The 17,488-nt window shown below is 42.8% G+C and carries 16 protein-coding genes; 7 read left to right on the top strand and 9 right to left on the bottom strand.

Annotation, left to right across the window (positions count from 1 at the left end; all coding sequences use genetic code 11):
- The first annotated feature begins 150 nt into the window (after positions 1 to 150).
- The 3 genes from hscA to MusilaSJ_RS00155 are packed head-to-tail and all read left to right on the top strand — an operon-like array spanning position 151 to position 3,221.
- Positions 151 to 2,007 (top strand): Fe-S protein assembly chaperone HscA, encoded by a 1,857-nt coding sequence (gene hscA, locus MusilaSJ_RS00165; RefSeq protein ID WP_274988067.1) that lies wholly within the window; start codon positions 151 to 153, stop codon positions 2,005 to 2,007.
- Positions 2,008 to 2,044: 37 nt separating this feature from the next.
- A complete protein-coding gene (locus MusilaSJ_RS00160; protein WP_274988066.1) occupies positions 2,045 to 3,037 on the top strand; it encodes a hypothetical protein in 993 nt (330 codons plus the stop codon).
- Positions 3,038 to 3,071: 34 nt separating this feature from the next.
- Complete coding sequence (locus tag MusilaSJ_RS00155) at positions 3,072 to 3,221, top strand: hypothetical protein (RefSeq protein WP_274988065.1); 150 nt, start codon at positions 3,072 to 3,074, stop codon at positions 3,219 to 3,221.
- Between the two features lie 39 nt (positions 3,222 to 3,260).
- Here MusilaSJ_RS00155 and MusilaSJ_RS00150 read toward each other — a convergent pair whose 3' ends face one another.
- Entirely contained in the window at positions 3,261 to 3,548 is a 288-nt protein-coding gene (locus MusilaSJ_RS00150; RefSeq protein WP_090527010.1) for a hypothetical protein, read from the bottom strand.
- A 111-nt stretch (positions 3,549 to 3,659) separates the two neighbouring features.
- Between MusilaSJ_RS00150 and MusilaSJ_RS00145 the strand changes: the two genes are divergently transcribed.
- Positions 3,660 to 4,802, top strand: coding sequence for a tetratricopeptide repeat protein (locus MusilaSJ_RS00145; protein ID WP_274988064.1), 1,143 nt, complete (start codon positions 3,660 to 3,662; stop codon positions 4,800 to 4,802).
- Here the strand turns inward: MusilaSJ_RS00145 and MusilaSJ_RS00140 are convergent.
- Positions 4,799 to 5,383, bottom strand: coding sequence for a riboflavin synthase (locus MusilaSJ_RS00140; protein WP_274988063.1), 585 nt, complete (start codon positions 5,381 to 5,383; stop codon positions 4,799 to 4,801). The genes MusilaSJ_RS00145 and MusilaSJ_RS00140 overlap by 4 nt on opposite strands.
- 86 nt (positions 5,384 to 5,469) lie before the next feature.
- Positions 5,470 to 5,967, bottom strand: coding sequence for an SRPBCC family protein (locus tag MusilaSJ_RS00135; RefSeq protein ID WP_274988062.1), 498 nt, complete (start codon positions 5,965 to 5,967; stop codon positions 5,470 to 5,472).
- Positions 5,968 to 6,053: 86 nt separating this feature from the next.
- Between MusilaSJ_RS00135 and MusilaSJ_RS00130 the strand changes: the two genes are divergently transcribed.
- On the top strand, positions 6,054 to 6,515 hold the full coding sequence (locus MusilaSJ_RS00130) for an NUDIX hydrolase (RefSeq protein WP_274988061.1): 462 nt from the start codon (positions 6,054 to 6,056) through the stop codon (positions 6,513 to 6,515).
- Here the strand turns inward: MusilaSJ_RS00130 and accC are convergent.
- The 5 genes from accC to MusilaSJ_RS00105 form a co-directional block, all read right to left on the bottom strand.
- Positions 6,512 to 7,996 carry an acetyl-CoA carboxylase biotin carboxylase subunit gene (gene accC / locus MusilaSJ_RS00125; protein WP_274988060.1) on the bottom strand — a complete coding sequence of 495 codons (1,485 nt, stop codon included), beginning with the start codon at positions 7,994 to 7,996 and terminating at the stop codon, positions 6,512 to 6,514. The two genes, MusilaSJ_RS00130 and accC, sit on opposite strands and share 4 nt — an antisense overlap.
- Positions 7,997 to 8,601: 605 nt before the next feature.
- The gene (locus MusilaSJ_RS00120) at positions 8,602 to 9,087 is read right to left on the bottom strand and encodes a c-type cytochrome (RefSeq protein ID WP_274988059.1); all 486 of its coding nucleotides are present in this window, start codon (positions 9,085 to 9,087) and stop codon (positions 8,602 to 8,604) included.
- A gap of 539 nt (positions 9,088 to 9,626) precedes the next feature.
- Positions 9,627 to 10,619: a Hint domain-containing protein gene (locus tag MusilaSJ_RS00115; RefSeq protein ID WP_274988058.1), complete on the bottom strand. Its 993-nt coding sequence runs from the start codon at positions 10,617 to 10,619 to the stop codon at positions 9,627 to 9,629.
- A 122-nt stretch (positions 10,620 to 10,741) separates the two neighbouring features.
- The gene (locus MusilaSJ_RS00110) at positions 10,742 to 11,911 is read right to left on the bottom strand and encodes a pyridoxal phosphate-dependent aminotransferase (protein WP_274988057.1); all 1,170 of its coding nucleotides are present in this window, start codon (positions 11,909 to 11,911) and stop codon (positions 10,742 to 10,744) included.
- Between the two features lie 32 nt (positions 11,912 to 11,943).
- Complete coding sequence (locus MusilaSJ_RS00105) at positions 11,944 to 13,527, bottom strand: flavin monoamine oxidase family protein (protein ID WP_274988056.1); 1,584 nt, start codon at positions 13,525 to 13,527, stop codon at positions 11,944 to 11,946.
- A 375-nt stretch (positions 13,528 to 13,902) separates the two neighbouring features.
- Here MusilaSJ_RS00105 and MusilaSJ_RS00100 point away from each other — a divergent pair, with 375 nt between their 5' ends.
- Complete coding sequence (locus MusilaSJ_RS00100; RefSeq protein ID WP_274988055.1) at positions 13,903 to 14,259, top strand: BlaI/MecI/CopY family transcriptional regulator; 357 nt, start codon at positions 13,903 to 13,905, stop codon at positions 14,257 to 14,259.
- Positions 14,260 to 14,270: 11 nt separating this feature from the next.
- Entirely contained in the window at positions 14,271 to 16,127 is a 1,857-nt protein-coding gene (locus MusilaSJ_RS00095; protein ID WP_274988054.1) for a M56 family metallopeptidase, read from the top strand.
- Between the two features lie 100 nt (positions 16,128 to 16,227).
- On the opposite strand, the gene MusilaSJ_RS00090 is transcribed toward MusilaSJ_RS00095, so the two are convergent.
- Positions 16,228 to 17,313 (bottom strand): DNA topoisomerase IB, encoded by a 1,086-nt coding sequence (locus tag MusilaSJ_RS00090; RefSeq protein ID WP_274988053.1) that lies wholly within the window; start codon positions 17,311 to 17,313, stop codon positions 16,228 to 16,230.
- Between the last annotated feature and the right edge of the window lie 175 nt (positions 17,314 to 17,488).

Below are 17,488 nucleotides of genomic sequence, written 5' to 3'. Positions count from 1 at the left end.
GGTGTTAAGCTTATTTGTTTGTCAGCCTAATGAAATAAAGGTTTAACCCATAATGATGTTACAAAACGCACAAAACTTAACAAATTAGAGATTGAGAAGACATATCCTCAGCCAAAACTAAGTACATTTGCCCTTTGTTAACTTAATATAATGGCTAAAGTTTCTATCAACCTGGCAACAGGCTCATTACAAAAAGAAGAGATCATTGTAGGCATCGATCTGGGTACCACTAACTCGCTGGTAGCATTCATCAACCCTGATAAAAACCCGCAGGTAATTAATGATGCAGGTAAAGGTGTATTGGTACCCTCTGTAGTTCATTTTGGCGACGCAGGCGATGTGCTGGTAGGTAATGAGGCAAAAGAGTTTCTGATAACCGATCCGCAAAACACCATCTTTTCGGTTAAACGTTTGCTGGGCCGCAGTTACCACGATATTGAAAACTACAAAGACTTTTTTAGCTATAAAGTTATTGACGATGATACTGAGAGCCTGGTAAAGATCAAAGTAGGTGATAAATTCTATACCCCTATCGAGCTATCGGCCCAGATATTGAAAGAACTTAAGGCCCGGGCCGAACATGCCCTTAAAACCCCGGTTAACCGCGCTGTGATCACTGTTCCTGCATACTTTAATGATTCGCAACGCCAGGCCACCCGTGATGCCGGTAAACTTGCAGGGCTTGATGTGTTACGGATAGTTAACGAACCTACTGCCGCAAGTTTGGCTTATGGGATAGGCCTCAACCCCGAAGAAACAAAAACCATAGCGGTTTATGACCTTGGCGGCGGTACATTTGATGTATCCATACTGCAAATTCAAAACGGTATTTTTGAGGTATTATCTACCAATGGCGATACCTTTTTAGGTGGCGATGATTTTGACCGCATTATAGTTGATTACTGGATTGAAAAAAACCAGCTTAATAAAGCCGAAGTGCTTGCCAATACTGAACTGGCCCAGCAACTACGCTTAAAGGCCGAAGAAGCTAAAAAAGCCTTTGCCCACCAAAGCCTGGTTAATGATAAAATAGGCGATATCTGGTGTACACTTGACCGCACCACTTTTGAGCAGCTAATACTGCCTAAAGTACAGCAAACTATCACCAGTTGTCAGAATGCCCTTAATGATGCCAAACTAACCATCGACCAGATTGATGAAGTAGTTATGGTTGGCGGCTCAACCCGCACAGCATTGGTTAAACGCATGGTTGCCGAATTTTTCGGTCGCCCGGTGCATGATGATGTGAATCCGGATGAAGTAGTTGCCTTAGGCGCGGCTATACAGGCCGATATTTTAGCCGGCAATCGCAAGGATATTTTATTGCTTGATGTTACTCCCCTATCCCTGGGTATTGAAACCATGGGCGGCCTGATGGATGTGATCATCCCGCGCAACTCCAAGGTGCCGACCAAAGGAGGCAGGCAATACACCACGTCGATAGACGGACAGGTAAATATGAAAATTGCCGTTTACCAGGGAGAGCGCGACCTGATCAAAGAAAACCGTAAACTGGCCGAGTTTGATTTAAAAGGCATCCCTTCTATGCCAGCCGGTTTCCCTAAGGTTGATATTAACTTTTTGTTGAATGCCGATGGCATCCTTACCATACAGGCTATAGAACTTCGCTCCGGGGTAAAGCAGGAAGTTGAAGTAAAACCAACCTACGGCATTACCGACGAGCAGGTGGAGCAAATGCTGATGGACAGCATTACCCACGCTAAAGACGATGTAAGCCAGCGGATGCTTATTGAAGCACGTACCGAAGGAGAGCAAATGGTATATACCGTTGAACGCTTCCTGCAAAAAAATGCCGACTACGTTTCCGTTACTGAAATTGCTGATACAACCAAACTTGTTCAGAAACTGAAAGAGGCCCTCACCAGCGGCAATAAAGACCTGATACTAAAAACAATTGATGAGCTTAACGAGTTTACCCGTCCCTTTGCAGAACGCTTAATGGACCAGGCTATAAGCACAGCCATGAAGGGTAAGAGTATAGAATAGGCACAGATATTGCTCATTAAGTCAAAAATCTTAAAATTTGAAAAGGACAATTTCTGCTTTAGCCCTGTTTATTTTTATTGCCGTTGCTAATACGGCCTGTTCTACGACCCGCAAACATTTCCGGGATACCACCGCAAAAACATCATTGCTGGATACTTTAAAGTACGATTCGCTGATGAAAAAACTGGCCAACGGCGACAAAAGCGGACGCTGGCCTGTGAAAACGAAAGAGTATCCCCTGCCCGGTGCTATTTTACCGTTTAACCGCATTGTAGCTTTTTACGGCAACCTCTATTCAAAAAACATGGGCGTACTGGGCCAATACCCACGCAAAACCATGCTCAATAAATTAAAGGAAGAGGTTAAAAACTGGAAAAAGGCTGATACAGCTACTAACGTGGTACCGGCCTTACATTACATCTGCGTAACAGCCCAAGCCGATGCCGGTCGTAACGGTTTGCATAACCTGCGCATGCCATTCAGCCAGATAGACACAGTGATCAGTTGGGCAAAAAGTGTCAACGCGCTTGTATTTTTAGATATCCAGGTTGGCTTCAGTACGGTACAAACAGAGCTGCCTTTATTGGAAAAATACATGAAGATGCCAAACGTCCATTTAGGTATCGACCCTGAATTTTCTATGAAAGAAGGCAGCGTGCCCGGCAAACGCATAGGTACTTTTGATGCCGATGATATCAATTACGTAACAGGCTATCTTGCCAAACTTGTAAAAAAGAATGACCTGCCGCCAAAAATATTTGTAGTACACCGCTTTACCAAACGTATGGTGACTAACTATAAAGACATTAAACTAAGGCCCGAAGTACAGGTAGTGATGGACATGGACGGCTGGGGCGGCCCCGAACTAAAAAAAGGCACCTACAAATATTTTATTTCTGAAGAACCCGTTCAGTTCACCGGCTTTAAACTTTTTTATAAAAATGATTTAAAGAACGCACCTCACAAGATGCTTACACCTAAAGAGATATTGAGCTTAAAGCCCGCTCCTATTTATATTCAGTACCAGTAATGGTAAATTTATTTCTATTCATTAAATTGGTATAATGAAAGATGAAATAGAGGAAATAGATTATGATGAGCAATTAGATTTTGCCGACGAAGAAATTGCGCTGGGCGATTTTGTTAAACACGAAGAGGTTGAAAATCTGTTTCAAAGGAGAAGAGAAATCGTTGACTTGAATTTTGAAAATTAAAAAGAAAATCCCCGGTTTCCCGGGGATTTTCTTTTTAACTTATTTTCCTAAAGCTTCCTGCTCTTTCAGGGCTGCGATATTATTGCTATTGCTAAAGTTTTCAGTTTGATTAGCAAAATCCTCAAGGATGGCTGCAATAGTATCCAGGTTTTCGGATACGCGCTGGTGCATATCGGGCAGATCTTTTTCAAGGCGTTTATCACCAAGTTCGATATTATCAACTTCTATTTTAGTTAACTTAGCAATAATAGCTTGCTGGCTGTTTTTCAAGTCTTCCAGTTCATGGACAATTTTTTCCATCAGTCCAAATTTCTTTAACTTATCCATAATGTGTGGTTTTAAGTATCACTTTACATTTTAACCACACCAATAAAAAATTGTTTCAGATTTGGAATTAACACCTATAACTAATAACTTAGTTTAACTAAATATTTAGTTATGAAAAACCTATTTATAACCCTGCTCCTTACCTTATCAGTATTGCAATTACTCGCTCAGCAAATCGCTAACGATTCGCTCCTGCTTGATTATTATCAAAATCAGCGTTTTGCCGACGCGGCAGATTACCTCAAAAAAATATATCCCGAGCCTGTTACCGATCTTAAAGTATTGACTAAGCTGGCCTACACTTCAAAAATGGCCTCCCGCCTGCCCGATGCTGAAAATTATTATCAGCGGATTTACGATACGGATACTACCAGCCTCGCTAACCTGTATAATATGAGTGAAATCATCAAAAGACGGGGTAACAATAAAAAGGCGCTGATGTATGTAAAAAAGATTCTGCTGAAGGATACAACTAACTTCGATGTATATAAACAACTGGCGGACCTGTCGCAGAATGTCGGCGACATACCTGAAAGCATTGTGTACCTGCAAAAAGCAAATCACATTAACCCGCTCAATCCCGATGTTGCGTACGACTTGTCAACTTTTTATATCAACCTTAAATTATATGATAATGCCGAAAGCCTGATTGACAAAGCTCTCGTTGCCGACACAGCCAACCTGCTGCTGCTGAAAGGCAAGGCCCAGGCATCATATGCCTTAAAAAAGTATCCGGCAACTATTACCATCGCAAAAAAACTATTGGACGCAGGTGAACAAGCAGGGAGCATAGTATCCATGCTGGGCACTTCTTATTACATGACCGCCAACTACCAGGATTGTATTAAAACTTTTAAAACATTGGAAGACAGCAATACCGGCACCGAGGCTTCATATTATTATACAGCCATGAGCTACAAAGCCCTGCACAATAATTCAAAAGCTATCATCTACCTGGATAAGGCCATTGAAGAGGCTATATCTACAGGTGTGAGTTCCTATTACAGTGAAAAAGGTGATTCGTACGACCGGCTGCACCAGCTTAAAAATGCAGTTCAAGCTTACCAGAAAAGCTTGCTTTATAAACCGGACCCTATTACCTATTATGCTCTTGCAACCCTGTATGATACCGACCTGAAGAATAAGGCAACAGCTATTAAGTACTATAAAAAGTATCTGGCAAGCAAGCCAAAGGAGTCACAAAAAACTTATATCGCTTACTCTAAAGAGCGTATTAAATCGTTAGGGATTTAACGCTGCATTAAACGGGCAACGTATTTGCCAATAATGTCAAACTCAAGGTTAACCTGGCTGCCAACTTGCACATTGTGCAGGTTGGTATGTTCAAATGTATAGGGGATAATAGCTACAGAAAAACTATTGGCATGCGAATTAACCACAGTAAGACTGATGCCATTTACGCAGATAGAACCTTTCTCTACGGTTACGTTGCCGCTTGCCGCATCATATTCAAAAGTGTATTCCCAACTGCCGTCAAGTTCTTTAAACGCGGTACAAACAGCCACCTGGTCAACATGGCCCTGCACAATGTGGCCATCAAGCCGGGCGTTCATTTGCATGCAGCGCTCCAGGTTTACCGGATCGCCAACTTTGAGTTGGGAAAGATTGGTTTTGCTTAAAGTTTCTTCGATAGCGGTTACTACGTGCAAACCATCGGCCAAAGCAACAACAGTAAGGCATACGCCATTATGCGCTACCGATTGATCAATCTTGAGTTCATGTGATATAGCCGATTCGACAGTAATATTAAGGTTGCCTTTTTCCTGCTGCAGATCGGTGATCTTACCTAAAGTTTCTATAATTCCTGTAAACATATTCTTCCCGGCCCGTTGAAAGGGCTATTTTGATTGGCATCAAAGCTAAAATATTTTACAGTATGGTTTGTCAGCAGTAAATGAAATTATTTGAAACTTGAAAACAGGTCTTTACGCTTATTGCGTAGATCTTTGCCACCCTCCAATATCGATTTCAGATTGGCCAGATAAAATGTCCAGCCAAGTTGGCATTGCACATAAAGGTTTTTTTCGGGGTCTGCTTCTTCGGGGATGTTTTCCTGTGCCAGTTCAACAATAACAACGCCCAGTTTACAAGTGATAGATACACTCACTATACTACCGCCTGTAAAAGTAAATTTTATAAAATCGGCCCCGTTGGCTTCCAGCACCTGCCCGTTTTCAGAAATGGTATCATCAAACCCATGCCAATGCCAGGTATAAGTATCCTCTTTTTTTATAAATTCCTGCGGTTCGCGCTGACGGCCTGCTATGGCAAAAAAATCAGCTTTACGCAAAAACCAGGTTTCCAGGCCTTCGGGAGTAGCCCAGGCTTCATACATACTGCGTACGTCCGTATCAACATCAGCAGTTACTTTAAATTTGTTCCATCTGTTGTCTGCCATAATAATTGTATATCGGTTTGGTGCGTTTGTATCAAAAATAATAATTATAATTAAGGCTTTCATTAACTTGCCTTTAAATCTTAAACATGCCAAAGCAAAGCGCAGGGATCTTATTATACCGCAAAGCAGCTCCTGGTTTGCAGGTGTTTCTTGTACATCCGGGCGGGCCGTTCTTTAAAAATAAAGATGAAGGCTCGTGGTCGGTACCCAAAGGTGAATATCTTCCCGATGAAGATCCCCTTATGGCGGCAAAGCGTGAATTCCAGGAAGAAACCGGGCATGAAATAACCGGGAATTTTATAGCGTTAAGCCCTGTTAAACAAAAAGGAGGCAAAATGGTATCAGCTTGGGCCGTAGAGGGTGACATCAACCCGGAAAATATCAAAAGCAATACATTTGAAATAGAATGGCCGCCGCGTTCAGGAAAAAAGCAAACTTTTAATGAAATTGACCGCGCTGAATGGTTTGACATGGCAACTGCGAAAATAAAGATCAACCCTGCTCAGGCAGCTTTGATAGATGAACTGGCCGCGATCAACAATCATTAAATCTGCTTCCTGTTCTTGATCCAGTTGCTGGCTTCCACTGTCTCCACCGCCGCAGTGATTGAGACTTTCTTTTTGCTCAGAAGCTGCTCCATTACCATTGCTGCTATTATCGCTTCATCCTCATGGCTTTCCTGTAACACTTCGGGGGTAAAATATTTTCTCACAAAGTGAGTATCAAAATTGCCAGAGGTAAAAGCTTCATGCTGCATTACAAAACGGCCGAAACCGAGGGTGGTAGTAATACCGGTGATTTGATATTCATCTATAGCCCTTATCATGCGGTCAATAGCTTCGGCACGGGTATCCGCAAAGGTTATCAGCTTGGCTATCATCGGGTCGTAATAAATGGGAATCTCCATGCCGTGCTCAAAACCATCGTCAACCCGTACGCCGGGCCCTTTGGGCGTTATATAAGTTTGCAGTGTACCAATATCTGGCAGGAAATTATTGGCCGGATCTTCGGCATAAACACGCAGTTCGATGGCATGACCATGAATCTTCAGATCGTCCTGTTTAAAACTGATAGCCTCACCCCTTGCTATTTTGATTTGCTCCTTCACCAGGTCAATGCCGGTTATCATTTCAGTTACAGGGTGTTCAACCTGTAAGCGGGTATTCATTTCAAGGAAATAAAAATTCAACCCTTCATCCATGATAAACTCAACCGTACCCGCACCTGTATAATTTACAGACCGGGCTACATCAACCGCACAACGCCCCATCTTTTCCCTGATCCCGGGTGTTAATATTGCCGATGGTGCCTCCTCAACTACTTTTTGATGGCGGCGCTGTACCGAACAATCCCGCTCAAACAGGTGCACGATATTACCATGCGTATCGCCAAGTACCTGGATCTCGATGTGTTTGGGGGATGATACATAGCGCTCAATGAAAACAGAGCCATCGCCAAAAGCTGACGTAGCTTCAGATACAGCTAACTGCATTTGCTCTTCAAAGTCATCTGCGTTTTCAACAATCCGCATTCCTTTACCGCCCCCGCCCGCAGCTGCTTTGATCAATATCGGAAAGCCTACTTCAATAGCCCGCTTTTTAGCTTCATTAACATCAGTAATAGCTTCCTCCGTACCAGGTACCATGGGGATATGATATTTGAGTGCGGCAGCTTTGGCCGATAACTTGTTACCCATTACCTCCATAGCCTCAGGCGAGGGGCCGATAAGAATAAGTCCCGAATCCTTAACCAGCCTGGCAAACCCGGCATTTTCGCTCAAAAACCCATATCCCGGGTGGATACCGTCGGCCCCGGTTTGCTTACATGCAGCTATGATCTTTTCACCAACAAGATAGGATTGACTGGATGGAGCTTCGCCGATATTTACCGCTTCATCGGCATAGATTACATGTAACGCATCCCGATCTGCATGTGAATACACCGCAACGGTTTTAATACCCATTTCACGCGCCGAGCGCATAATTCGTAAAGCTATTTCACCGCGGTTGGCAACCAGTATTTTCTGCATAAAACAAATGTAATTGATTTACTCAAAAAGATACTATATGCCCAATGCTTATAAAAGTATTGAAGTATTATTTAGGAGCCCACCTGTAGGTTTTACGGGAGCACTTATAACAGATATATTTTTTAAAGGGTAAACCCAACAATAAAAATTTGGCAAGGCTGCTCCGTTTGATACGGCTCAACCGGCTTTTGCAATTCCGGCAGGTTAATAATTCGCCAGAACTTGTTGATGTAGTAGTAACAGCCTCCTGTGGCTTAATCCGAAACTCAGCAGTCATTTATTAATTATGATAATATTAAAGGTCACAACAATTAGTCCCCCGGTTTCATAAATCAACATTGCAAATTTGATCATAAACCAACCAGCAATTCTTTAAATAAAACCAACGAATTATTATTGTGTATAAAGATAGTTACCAAGCATGAATTTTTCATGAACACAGCTTGAAGCTATCTACCAAAAAGGATACATATTCAACTGTTTAATACATAATTCTTAACCTAATTTTTACTTGCAGGTAAACTTTACCTGATAATAACCACTATAAAATAAAAATGCCCCTGGGATTACCAAAGGCATTTAATTTATAACAATACGCTTATTAATTATGGCTTGGTTGGCGCAGGGCTGCCCGGAGCAGGGCCAGCAGGCGGCGGGCCAGGCTGACCACCCGGACCTTTTCCGTCGGGTACCATAACCTCAGGATGAGCTGTACCACGGTGACAGGTATTACAGTTAACACCGCTTTGCATAATCATGCCTAAAGAATCTTTTTTGGCATGAAAATACTTCTGGTTAATTTTGTTCATCATTTTATACATATCGCGCGCCATTGCTTTTTCAGGCTTGGCATCGCTTGCCCAATCCATCTTTTTAGTTTCTTCATTACGGGCGTGGCAAAAGTTGCAATGTACGCCTAATGAATGCTCCCAATCTTCCATAACCTTGTGCAGGTTCTCGCCCGAAATGTTTTTAGGCAGTACTTTAAGATTTTTAAAACCTTCGTCCTGCGGTTTACTTGTGGTCATGGCGCCAAACACTACTATGGATAGCAGACCGAGTGTAACTAATAATTTTTTGTTAACAGGCATAATTGTCATATTTAAGTCATCTAAATTAAACCATTGGTTTTAATGTTGCAACATTTTTAAGCAAATGATTGAATTATTCACGGTAACTTCATTATTACAGAAGCATGTTTCCCGATAGTTATCCTGGCCGGACTACGCATCGCTGCCGACATTGTTAAGAAACTAAGTATTTTACGAATAACTCAAGGTTTCTCCACGAGTTTAAGTTTGCTCACAAAATTGCTTGTCGTTTAAACAGCAAGTCGTCATGTTTTGCCCCTCTGGGGCAAAGGGCATTCTATAACTTTACGAGCTACAAACCTTTTGCACCTTTGTTGCACCTGTCCTTGGGCAATTAATACATATTTATTAAATTGTAAAATCCCCCAGAGGGGAAACAGGTTTGTAGAAATAACATCACACCCCTACCCGAACCGCAGAGGGGTTCAACTTATCAAGATTACCCAATTTGACTATTGATTTTATAGGTAAACTTAAACTCCACAAGAGACCCCGAGGGGACACTAAGTTTGATTAAAGCAGGGACAGGGAACACTGAATTACTTCTGCATTACCATTACACCATTCATGAGCAGGGTACTGCCGCCATCGGCTACAATGTTATATACTCTTTGTACCCCGCCCGCGTGTTCTGTTTTTTGCAGTACGGTGAAAGTTTCATATTTGCCAGTTCGCTCGTTCAGGCAAAGTACTTCCTGGCCGGTTGCTACCTCTCCTATTTTAATGTTACCCTGTTTGGTTAACATAGGGTGATTAGGCGTAGCCTGTAACACTTTGCTATTCAGTTTTACCTGCCTGCCTTCGGCTGTGTTTTTTGTTTGGGCCGACACCAGTACCAGTTGAGTTAAAGCATAATTTTTGGCCTCATGTATGGTAAGCTCTTTTACCTTTACAGCGGTACTTTTTTTAGTCAACGGATCAACTGTTATTACCTCATCGCCACTTTTCACGGCTTTAAGCATCTTTTTATCGCCATTGGCCATGGTAACCAGTTCTTCACCCGGGAAACAGATGTCATTGCCATAGGTAGCGGCTTCTTCCTTCAGGTCCTTGCCGGCGTTAAGTACCTTATATTGTTGAAAGCTGACTTCCTTCGACAGCACGTACGACAACTTCAGGATAAAGTTTTGCTCCACTTTGTTGATATTATCAATATCCTGGAAATACTGCTCCCAAACCTTGGCATCGGCGGTAAAGTCGGGCACGAGGGCTTTGTAAAGCTTGCCTTTTTCGTTGGTATAAAACACCATGAGGCCTATTTCCTGCATGCCATCTTTGGCAACCAGTTTATACAGGTCGATACGTTTTTTCAACCCGTCGGCCCCGGTTATAAAATAAGGTTTACGGCTTTCGTACCGGTCAAGCACATAGATATTTTCAAATTTAACGTAGGTGTCATTATCCAAATTAGCGATGGTGAATGATTGCGCCTTTTTATACTCATCCATAGTAAGCGGACGAGGGTTTACAGTTTGCGCCTGGGCAAAATACAATGAAGAGCTTAGTAGTAGTGTTAATGTTAGTTTGTGCACTTTGTTTGAGAGATTAGAGGTTGGTGATTGGAGATTAGTGAAATGTAGTGGCCGAAGAGCAAGGATCGGAGTTTAGCATAATTGCGTTTCTAACCTCTAACCTCCAACCACTAATCACTAAACTACGACAGTTGTTTAAACGCATCGGCGAAGGCTTCCATTTCGTCCATGCGGCCAATGCTTACGCGGCACCAGTCTTTGCCGTTAAACTGCCAGTTACGGATACCTACGCCGCGCTTCATCATTTCGCCGACAAATTTTTTGCCATCCATTTTAAGCGGAAACATGACAAAGTTCGCCGATGAAGGAATATATTCATATCCTTCTTTTTTAAGCACCGAGTACAGGTACTCCTTAGAAGCATTTGTTTTTTCCAGGGTTTCTTTCAGAAATGCGTCTTCGCGATAACCAGCTATGGCGGCGGCGAGTGTAGTTGCGCTAATACTCCAGGCCTGGGTAGTGTATTTTTCAAATGTTTTGATGGTATCCGGCTGTGATATAATATACCCGAGCCTTAAGCCGGCAAAGCCATAAAGTTTTGAAAAGGTACGTGCAACTATCACATTATTACCCGCTTTAACAGAACTGATCATACTTACAGCTTTCGGATCAGGCAGGTAATCTATATAAGCCTCATCGACAAAAACGGTTGTTTTTTTTGATACCCGCTCGCAAAAGGCCTTTAACTTTTCGGTATCAACCACAGTAGCGGTAGGGTTATTGGGATTGCATATATAAACCAAACCGGTATTGTCATCAACCTTCGCTTCCATAGCGTCCAGGTCAAGTTTATAATCGGAGGTCAGGGGCACTTTTACCCACTTTCCCTCAAGCGCCTGTGCCCTGCCTGGCAGGTCATCATATGAAGGATCGCCGGTGATTACGCTTTTACCCCCCTTAGTAAAATGCATGGCAGCAGCAAGTAAAAGCGGAGTTGACCCCGCATCCATCAGTATATTATTTGAGTTTACACCTTCATACGCAGCAATTTTCCCATAAATCTGAGACAGCTGCATAAAAGGGTACTGATAACTTTTATCAATGGCATCCTGAATGGCTTTTTTTACTGTAGCCGATGGGCCAAACGGATTCTCGTTGGCCAGGAGCCTTGCTTTTAATTCAAAGCCTGCATTGGTAATAGCTTCCTGGTCGGTTAGGCCGCGGGTTAAGGGCTTAAATACACGGGCCGGCATGGCTGCCAGCTTACCAATTGTTCCTGAAAAAAAGGCCAGTCCCCCGGCCATAAATGCGCTGGACTTGATCCAGTTTCTGCGGTTAATTGTACTTGACATGGTGGTGGTATTTAATGTTTTTTAACGTCGTTTTATTTTTGAACCGGATATTGGGTACGCTGACCTGTAACTCTTGCGTGTACGGCGGCAACCGTGCTCCTGGCCGATTCAAAGGCCCCGGCCATCCAGGCATTCAGGTATGTCAAATGCTCGCCTGCAAAATATACCTGCTTATCGGGTTTTAACAGTACCGGGTATTGTGTTTTACGGGTTTCGGTAGTATACACCGCCCATCCGCCTAAATTATATTTGGTTTTATGCCAGCTTACCGAAAACGAGTTTTCAAACTCCTTGTCATATTGCGGGTGGATCAGCCTGCCTTTTTCCAGTGCGAACTTCTCCCTTTCGGCGTAGCCTAAAGCGCCGATCTTTTGCGCTTTTTCGTTAAAGTTGTAATATCCAATCAAGATACCCTTTTTTCCTAAATAATCATAACTCGGGTAAAATATTTGCGTTAAATCATTGTTAGTGTGCGTTATACCACCGTAGATATGCTCATCCTCTTCCCAAAACCTGCGTTTAAACTGCAGGCCTATCTTTCCGGTTTGGTTATAGCTGATATAGTCAATAGCCCGGCTAACATCGCCGCTAAAATTATTGCCAATATTGCTTAGCACGGGTAACGGAATGGTACAGATACACAAGTCGCCATTTAATACATGCTCTCCCGCGGCGTCTTTATAAGTTATCTTAACGCCATCGGCTACGTTATTAACAGTAGTAACCTCCGCTCCCATTTTTATTGACGAGGCTACTTTCTTCTCCAATGCTTTAGCTATCTGATCCATACCGCCCACGGCCTGGAACATGGTCATCTGCAGCTCATAAGTATATTCAGCCACGTTATAAAAATCGGGGCCCATTAAGCCTGAATGCAACAGATCTACCAGTTTATGCGGATCGGCAATTTTGCCGGGCTTGTCGCCGGCTCCTGGTGTTTCGGTATAACCCCGTCGGGCCGATGCTTTGTACAATTTATCAATATCCAACCCGCCTTCGGCCTGCAGGTATTCGATGATCTTTTCGCCATCCTCTTTGGTAAAACTACTGTCGAGACTGCCGTGGTCAATGCTTTTAGCAAGCATTTCCGTCATATAACCACGGATATCATTATGCACCTCCCTAACCTTTATCTTTTTGTTGGATAGAGGCCCTTTGCCTTCGGCAAAATAATAAGCGCCCTCGTTTACATTGTTATAAACCTGGATGGGTACCCCCAGCTCTTTACAGTAATGCAGCGTAAGCTCATGATTATGCGGAATGCGCGACGGGCCGGCATTAAAATATTGGCCGGCATCAAAGCGGGCTGTAGCCGTTGGTTTATCAGTTTCGGTATTGGTACTTCCGTTGCGGATACTGAAACAGCGACCGCCTGTACGTTGCCGCGCCTCCAAAATGGTACATTGATAGCCAAGCTTGCCAAGCTCATAGGCGCAGGTCATACCGGCCAAACCGCCACCTAAAATAACAATATGCTTTCCTTTGCCGCTGCCTTCCAGGTTAAAGGCATGTGCGGGCGACGGTTTCAATAAGCCAAGGGCAAGCATAGCGGGATAGGCTCCGCCAGCCAGCATAGCACCTTTACTTAAAAAGTCTCTGCGGGTAATAGTTTTCAATAAGCGCGTTTTTATGTTTTACAATCAACTCAGGCCTAAATATAGTTTTTTGTTTGCGTTTATATTAAGTTAAGATCAACTTTTGTTGTGGTTTTTATGAAATTAACAGGGTTGTTTTAGTGATTGATAAGTTAAGGTTAAGATTCTGTCAGAATCAGAATTTTCAGAATTATAAAATCTTCAGAATTAGAAATTTTCATGGAAGTAGCATTCAGTTAATTCTTAAATCCTGTAAATTCTGATTCAGACAATCCCCATAACCACTGATCTCCAATCACTAACCTCTCCTCCCAAACGTTAAATTCTGTTAAAAAGTTAAAATAAATTTGCATTACTACGAATAGTTCGTAGATTTACGAAACAATCGTAAACACAATGGAAAAACTATCGCAACAAGAGGAAGAAGCTATGCAGGCGGTGTGGCAATCGGGCCCGGGATTTATCAAGGATTTTTTAGATCAACTGACTGAACCTAAGCCACCCTACACCACCCTCGCTTCAACCATAAAAAACCTGGAACGCAAAGGATTTTTGAAAAGCGAAAAAATGGGCAACTCCTTTCGTTACCTGCCTGTGATCCAGGAAGAGGAATATAAAAAACGCTTTATGAACGGTTTTGTGAGCGATTACTTTCAAAACTCTTATAAAGACCTGGTAACGTTTTTCGCCAACGAAAAAAAGATCAGCGCTACCGACCTGAAAGAGATCATTAAACTCATTGAAAAACAATAAACCTTACGATCATGCCGGCAACATTTGTTTTTTTATTAAAAGTAAACATAGCCCTGTTATTATTTTGCGCGGGCTATTACCTGGTGCTAAGGCCCCTCACCTTTTATACACTTAACCGGATCTATTTGCTTGCGGCCATCCTGTTTGCCAGCATTTACCCGCAAATCAATTTTTTGGCCTTTGTGCAGCGGCACGAAGAACTGGCCAAACCTATGGAGCAAATAGCCATTAACTGGCAGTCATCTGCCCAACTGGTAAACCAGCCGGTTCAAACATTTGATTATTGGTACTGGCTGAGCGTTGTATTTTGGACGGGTGCCGGTTTGTTGCTCATCCGCCTGGTATTACAACTTTTATCCTTGTTACGATTGTATAAAAACTCCAAACCTCAATACATAGGCGAACATTTGGTAAGGGTAATGGATAAAGACGCGGCGCCATTTTCATTTTGGCGAAGCATTTATGTAAACCCCGCCAAACATGAACCCGCCGATCTGAAATCAATCCTACTGCATGAGCAGGTACATGTAAACCAGTGGCATACTGCCGATATTTTGTTAGCCGAGCTCAGCAGTATTTTTTACTGGTTCAACCCCGGCATCTGGCTCATTAAAAGAGCAGTAAGGGAAAATATCGAGTTTATTACCGACCGTAAGATCCTTAAAAACGGGATCGACAGTAAAACGTACCAATACAGTTTGGTTAATGTAAGCTTTAACAACAACCAACCCGGCATCGTAAATCATTTCAATATTTCAACTATAAAAAAACGGATAATCATGATGAACGCGAAAAGATCGTCGAAACTTAACCTCACCCGCTACGCTTTCGTAGTGCCGGCCGTTATGGCCCTGTTACTGGTATTCAGCATTTCAAAAGCTGATTTTGCCAAACCTGTGAGGATCACCCTTACCAACGCTGTACAGCCTTTGGCCAGGATCATTAACATTAATGCAGATGAAGGTCCATCCGCAAAACCGGTAAAAGCAGCCAGGACTGTCCACAAAACTCCGGCTGCAAAACCAACAGTTACACCCGGGCCTGCGGCTGCACCTCAGCCCTTGCTAACGCCGTTGATAGCTATTACGCCAATGGCAACCAAACCGGATACCAATAAAAAGATAAAGATATCTTTAGCATCAATTAAAAAAGATTCATTGGTATTTGTGGTAAATGGCGTGGTATCTGCCGGCAAAAACCTCGATCCGGCAAAAATCGAGAACATGTATATACTAACTGGTGAAAACGCCCGGAAACTGGCAAAAATTGAAGAGGATAAACCTGTTAAAGTTGCTTATATAATTACTAAAGACGCTTCCAATAAGGAAGAACTCGAAAAAGAAGTGCCCAGGGACATTGTTATTAGAAAAGTAGTTAGTACCAACCTAAGCGGCGACGTGATACGGGATGACGGTGATAATAATGTAGCAGTTGTTGCTGGTGTTGCCAGGAGTATCAATGTTAAAAACCCTAAAAACGTAATTGTAGTAAAAGGCAGCAGTTCGGCAAGCGGCAGTAGCAGCGGCGCAGTAACGATTAATGGTGTAAAAGCTAAGCCGGTAACCCAGGCGTTTACAATAACAAAAGGCGATGCCACAGCAGATGATGTGCGTGAGGTTGTTGTAACGGGCTATGGAAAAAAATCAAACCTCAAAACATTTAAAATGAATGGTCTGAGCATCGCTACCGATGGAGATAAAGAGCCGCTGGTGGTTATAGATGGTAAAAACAGCACGATGGATGCGCTGAAAAAACTGGACTCCGATAAAGTGGAAAGCATTTCAATACTTAAAGGCGACGATGCAACCAAAAAATACGGCGACAAGGCAAAAGACGGCGTGGTAGTAATTGGCACCCGTAAAAAATAAAGTAATTGGTTGATTAGGTTCGATTTGGTGAGTAGTTATTTCTACAGGATCAGTTAAAGAAGTAACCATTCTCTTAATCAGCCTTCAACATTATCAACCTTCAACTGGCCTCGGCCAGTTTTTCCGTTTCCAGCAGGTTGAGTAACGCTTTCTCGGCAATATTAAGTTCGGCAGCTTTTACATCTTCGCGTTCATCAAGCTGGCTGATATACTTAAAGATGGTTCCTTCCTCATAGCTCTTAATAACCGATGGGTGCACGTAGTACTTTTTACAAACAGTACGCGTGTTCCCAAGGTTTATAGCCACTTCATCCAACACGCTCACAATCTTCTTTTTGCATTCGGTTATACTATTAAACTCCCCGGCTTCTTTAAAGGCGTATAGCGCACTCACACTGCCCGCCCAGGTACGGAAGTCTTTGGCCGTAAAATCCTCACCGGTTATTTCGTGCAGGTAACTATTGATATCGCCTGATCCAACGCTGCACTTTGTGCCATACTCATTATAATATTGAAAAAGCTCTTTTCCGGGGATATCCCGACATTGCTTTACCAAACGTGCCAGCTTACGACTTTGCAGCGATACTTTATGAAACACGCCTTTTTTGCCCTTAAATTCAAACCTCAGGTTTGAACCTTCAACCTTAACATGCCGGTTTTGTAAAGTTGTTAATCCAAATGAACCATACAGCTTTTTATACGATTCATTCCCTACCCTGATACTTGTCAATTCCATTAACCTTACCACCAGTGCCACCACCTTTTCATGACCGAGGTTGTGCCTTGCCAAATCTTTATCTACCTGCTCCCGAATTGCCGGTAAATGCGCGGCAAAAGTTTGCATCCGGTAATACTTGGATTGATTCCGGATCTGGTTCCAGTAAGTGTGATAACGATATTGCTTGCGCCCGGCGGCATCGGTACCCGTAAATTGCAGGTGACTGTTATCATAAGGCGAGATCCAAACATTGGTGTATGCCGGAGGAATCACCAGTTTATTAAACCTTGCTATTAGCTCTTTGTTTTTTACCAAATTGCCATCTGCATCATAATAGCTCCAGCCTTTGCCCGATTTTTTGCGGGTATATCCCGGCGATGAGTCGGATACATAACGCAGGCCAACTGCCTTTGCAGTGATCTTAGGATCGCGGCCAATTTTTTCGAGCTTTTTGAGGAGACGGTTCATGTTGTGATAACATGCCGAGGGGGGATTAAGTTTTAATTAGGGATTTATCTTATGGAGATATTTTCTGCAAGTTCAAGCATGCTAACGCCGGCCACAAGCTAAATATATCGCAAACCTTTCGCGTACCCCCCCCCTATAACAACCAACTGATTATCAGTTATATAATTAAAATATA

This window comes from Mucilaginibacter sp. SJ (genome assembly GCF_028993635.1).
Taxonomy (GTDB): Bacteria; Bacteroidota; Bacteroidia; order Sphingobacteriales; family Sphingobacteriaceae; genus Mucilaginibacter.
This window is presented reverse-complemented; position numbering and strand designations above follow the sequence as displayed.

Coding starts and splice junctions, on each gene's coding strand:
- hscA (WP_274988067.1), top strand. CDS start 151: ATGGCTAAAGTTTCTATCAACCTGGCAACAGGCTCATTACAAAAAGAA.
- MusilaSJ_RS00155 (WP_274988065.1), top strand. CDS start 3,072: ATGAAAGATGAAATAGAGGAAATAGATTATGATGAGCAATTAGATTTT.
- MusilaSJ_RS00150 (WP_090527010.1), bottom strand. CDS start 3,548: ATGGATAAGTTAAAGAAATTTGGACTGATGGAAAAAATTGTCCATGAA.
- MusilaSJ_RS00145 (WP_274988064.1), top strand. CDS start 3,660: ATGAAAAACCTATTTATAACCCTGCTCCTTACCTTATCAGTATTGCAA.
- MusilaSJ_RS00140 (WP_274988063.1), bottom strand. CDS start 5,383: ATGTTTACAGGAATTATAGAAACTTTAGGTAAGATCACCGATCTGCAG.
- MusilaSJ_RS00135 (WP_274988062.1), bottom strand. CDS start 5,967: ATGGCAGACAACAGATGGAACAAATTTAAAGTAACTGCTGATGTTGAT.
- MusilaSJ_RS00130 (WP_274988061.1), top strand. CDS start 6,054: ATGCCAAAGCAAAGCGCAGGGATCTTATTATACCGCAAAGCAGCTCCT.
- accC (WP_274988060.1), bottom strand. CDS start 7,996: ATGCAGAAAATACTGGTTGCCAACCGCGGTGAAATAGCTTTACGAATT.
- MusilaSJ_RS00120 (WP_274988059.1), bottom strand. CDS start 9,087: ATGCCTGTTAACAAAAAATTATTAGTTACACTCGGTCTGCTATCCATA.
- MusilaSJ_RS00110 (WP_274988057.1), bottom strand. CDS start 11,911: ATGTCAAGTACAATTAACCGCAGAAACTGGATCAAGTCCAGCGCATTT.
- MusilaSJ_RS00100 (WP_274988055.1), top strand. CDS start 13,903: ATGGAAAAACTATCGCAACAAGAGGAAGAAGCTATGCAGGCGGTGTGG.
- MusilaSJ_RS00095 (WP_274988054.1), top strand. CDS start 14,271: ATGCCGGCAACATTTGTTTTTTTATTAAAAGTAAACATAGCCCTGTTA.
- MusilaSJ_RS00090 (WP_274988053.1), bottom strand. CDS start 17,313: ATGAACCGTCTCCTCAAAAAGCTCGAAAAAATTGGCCGCGATCCTAAG.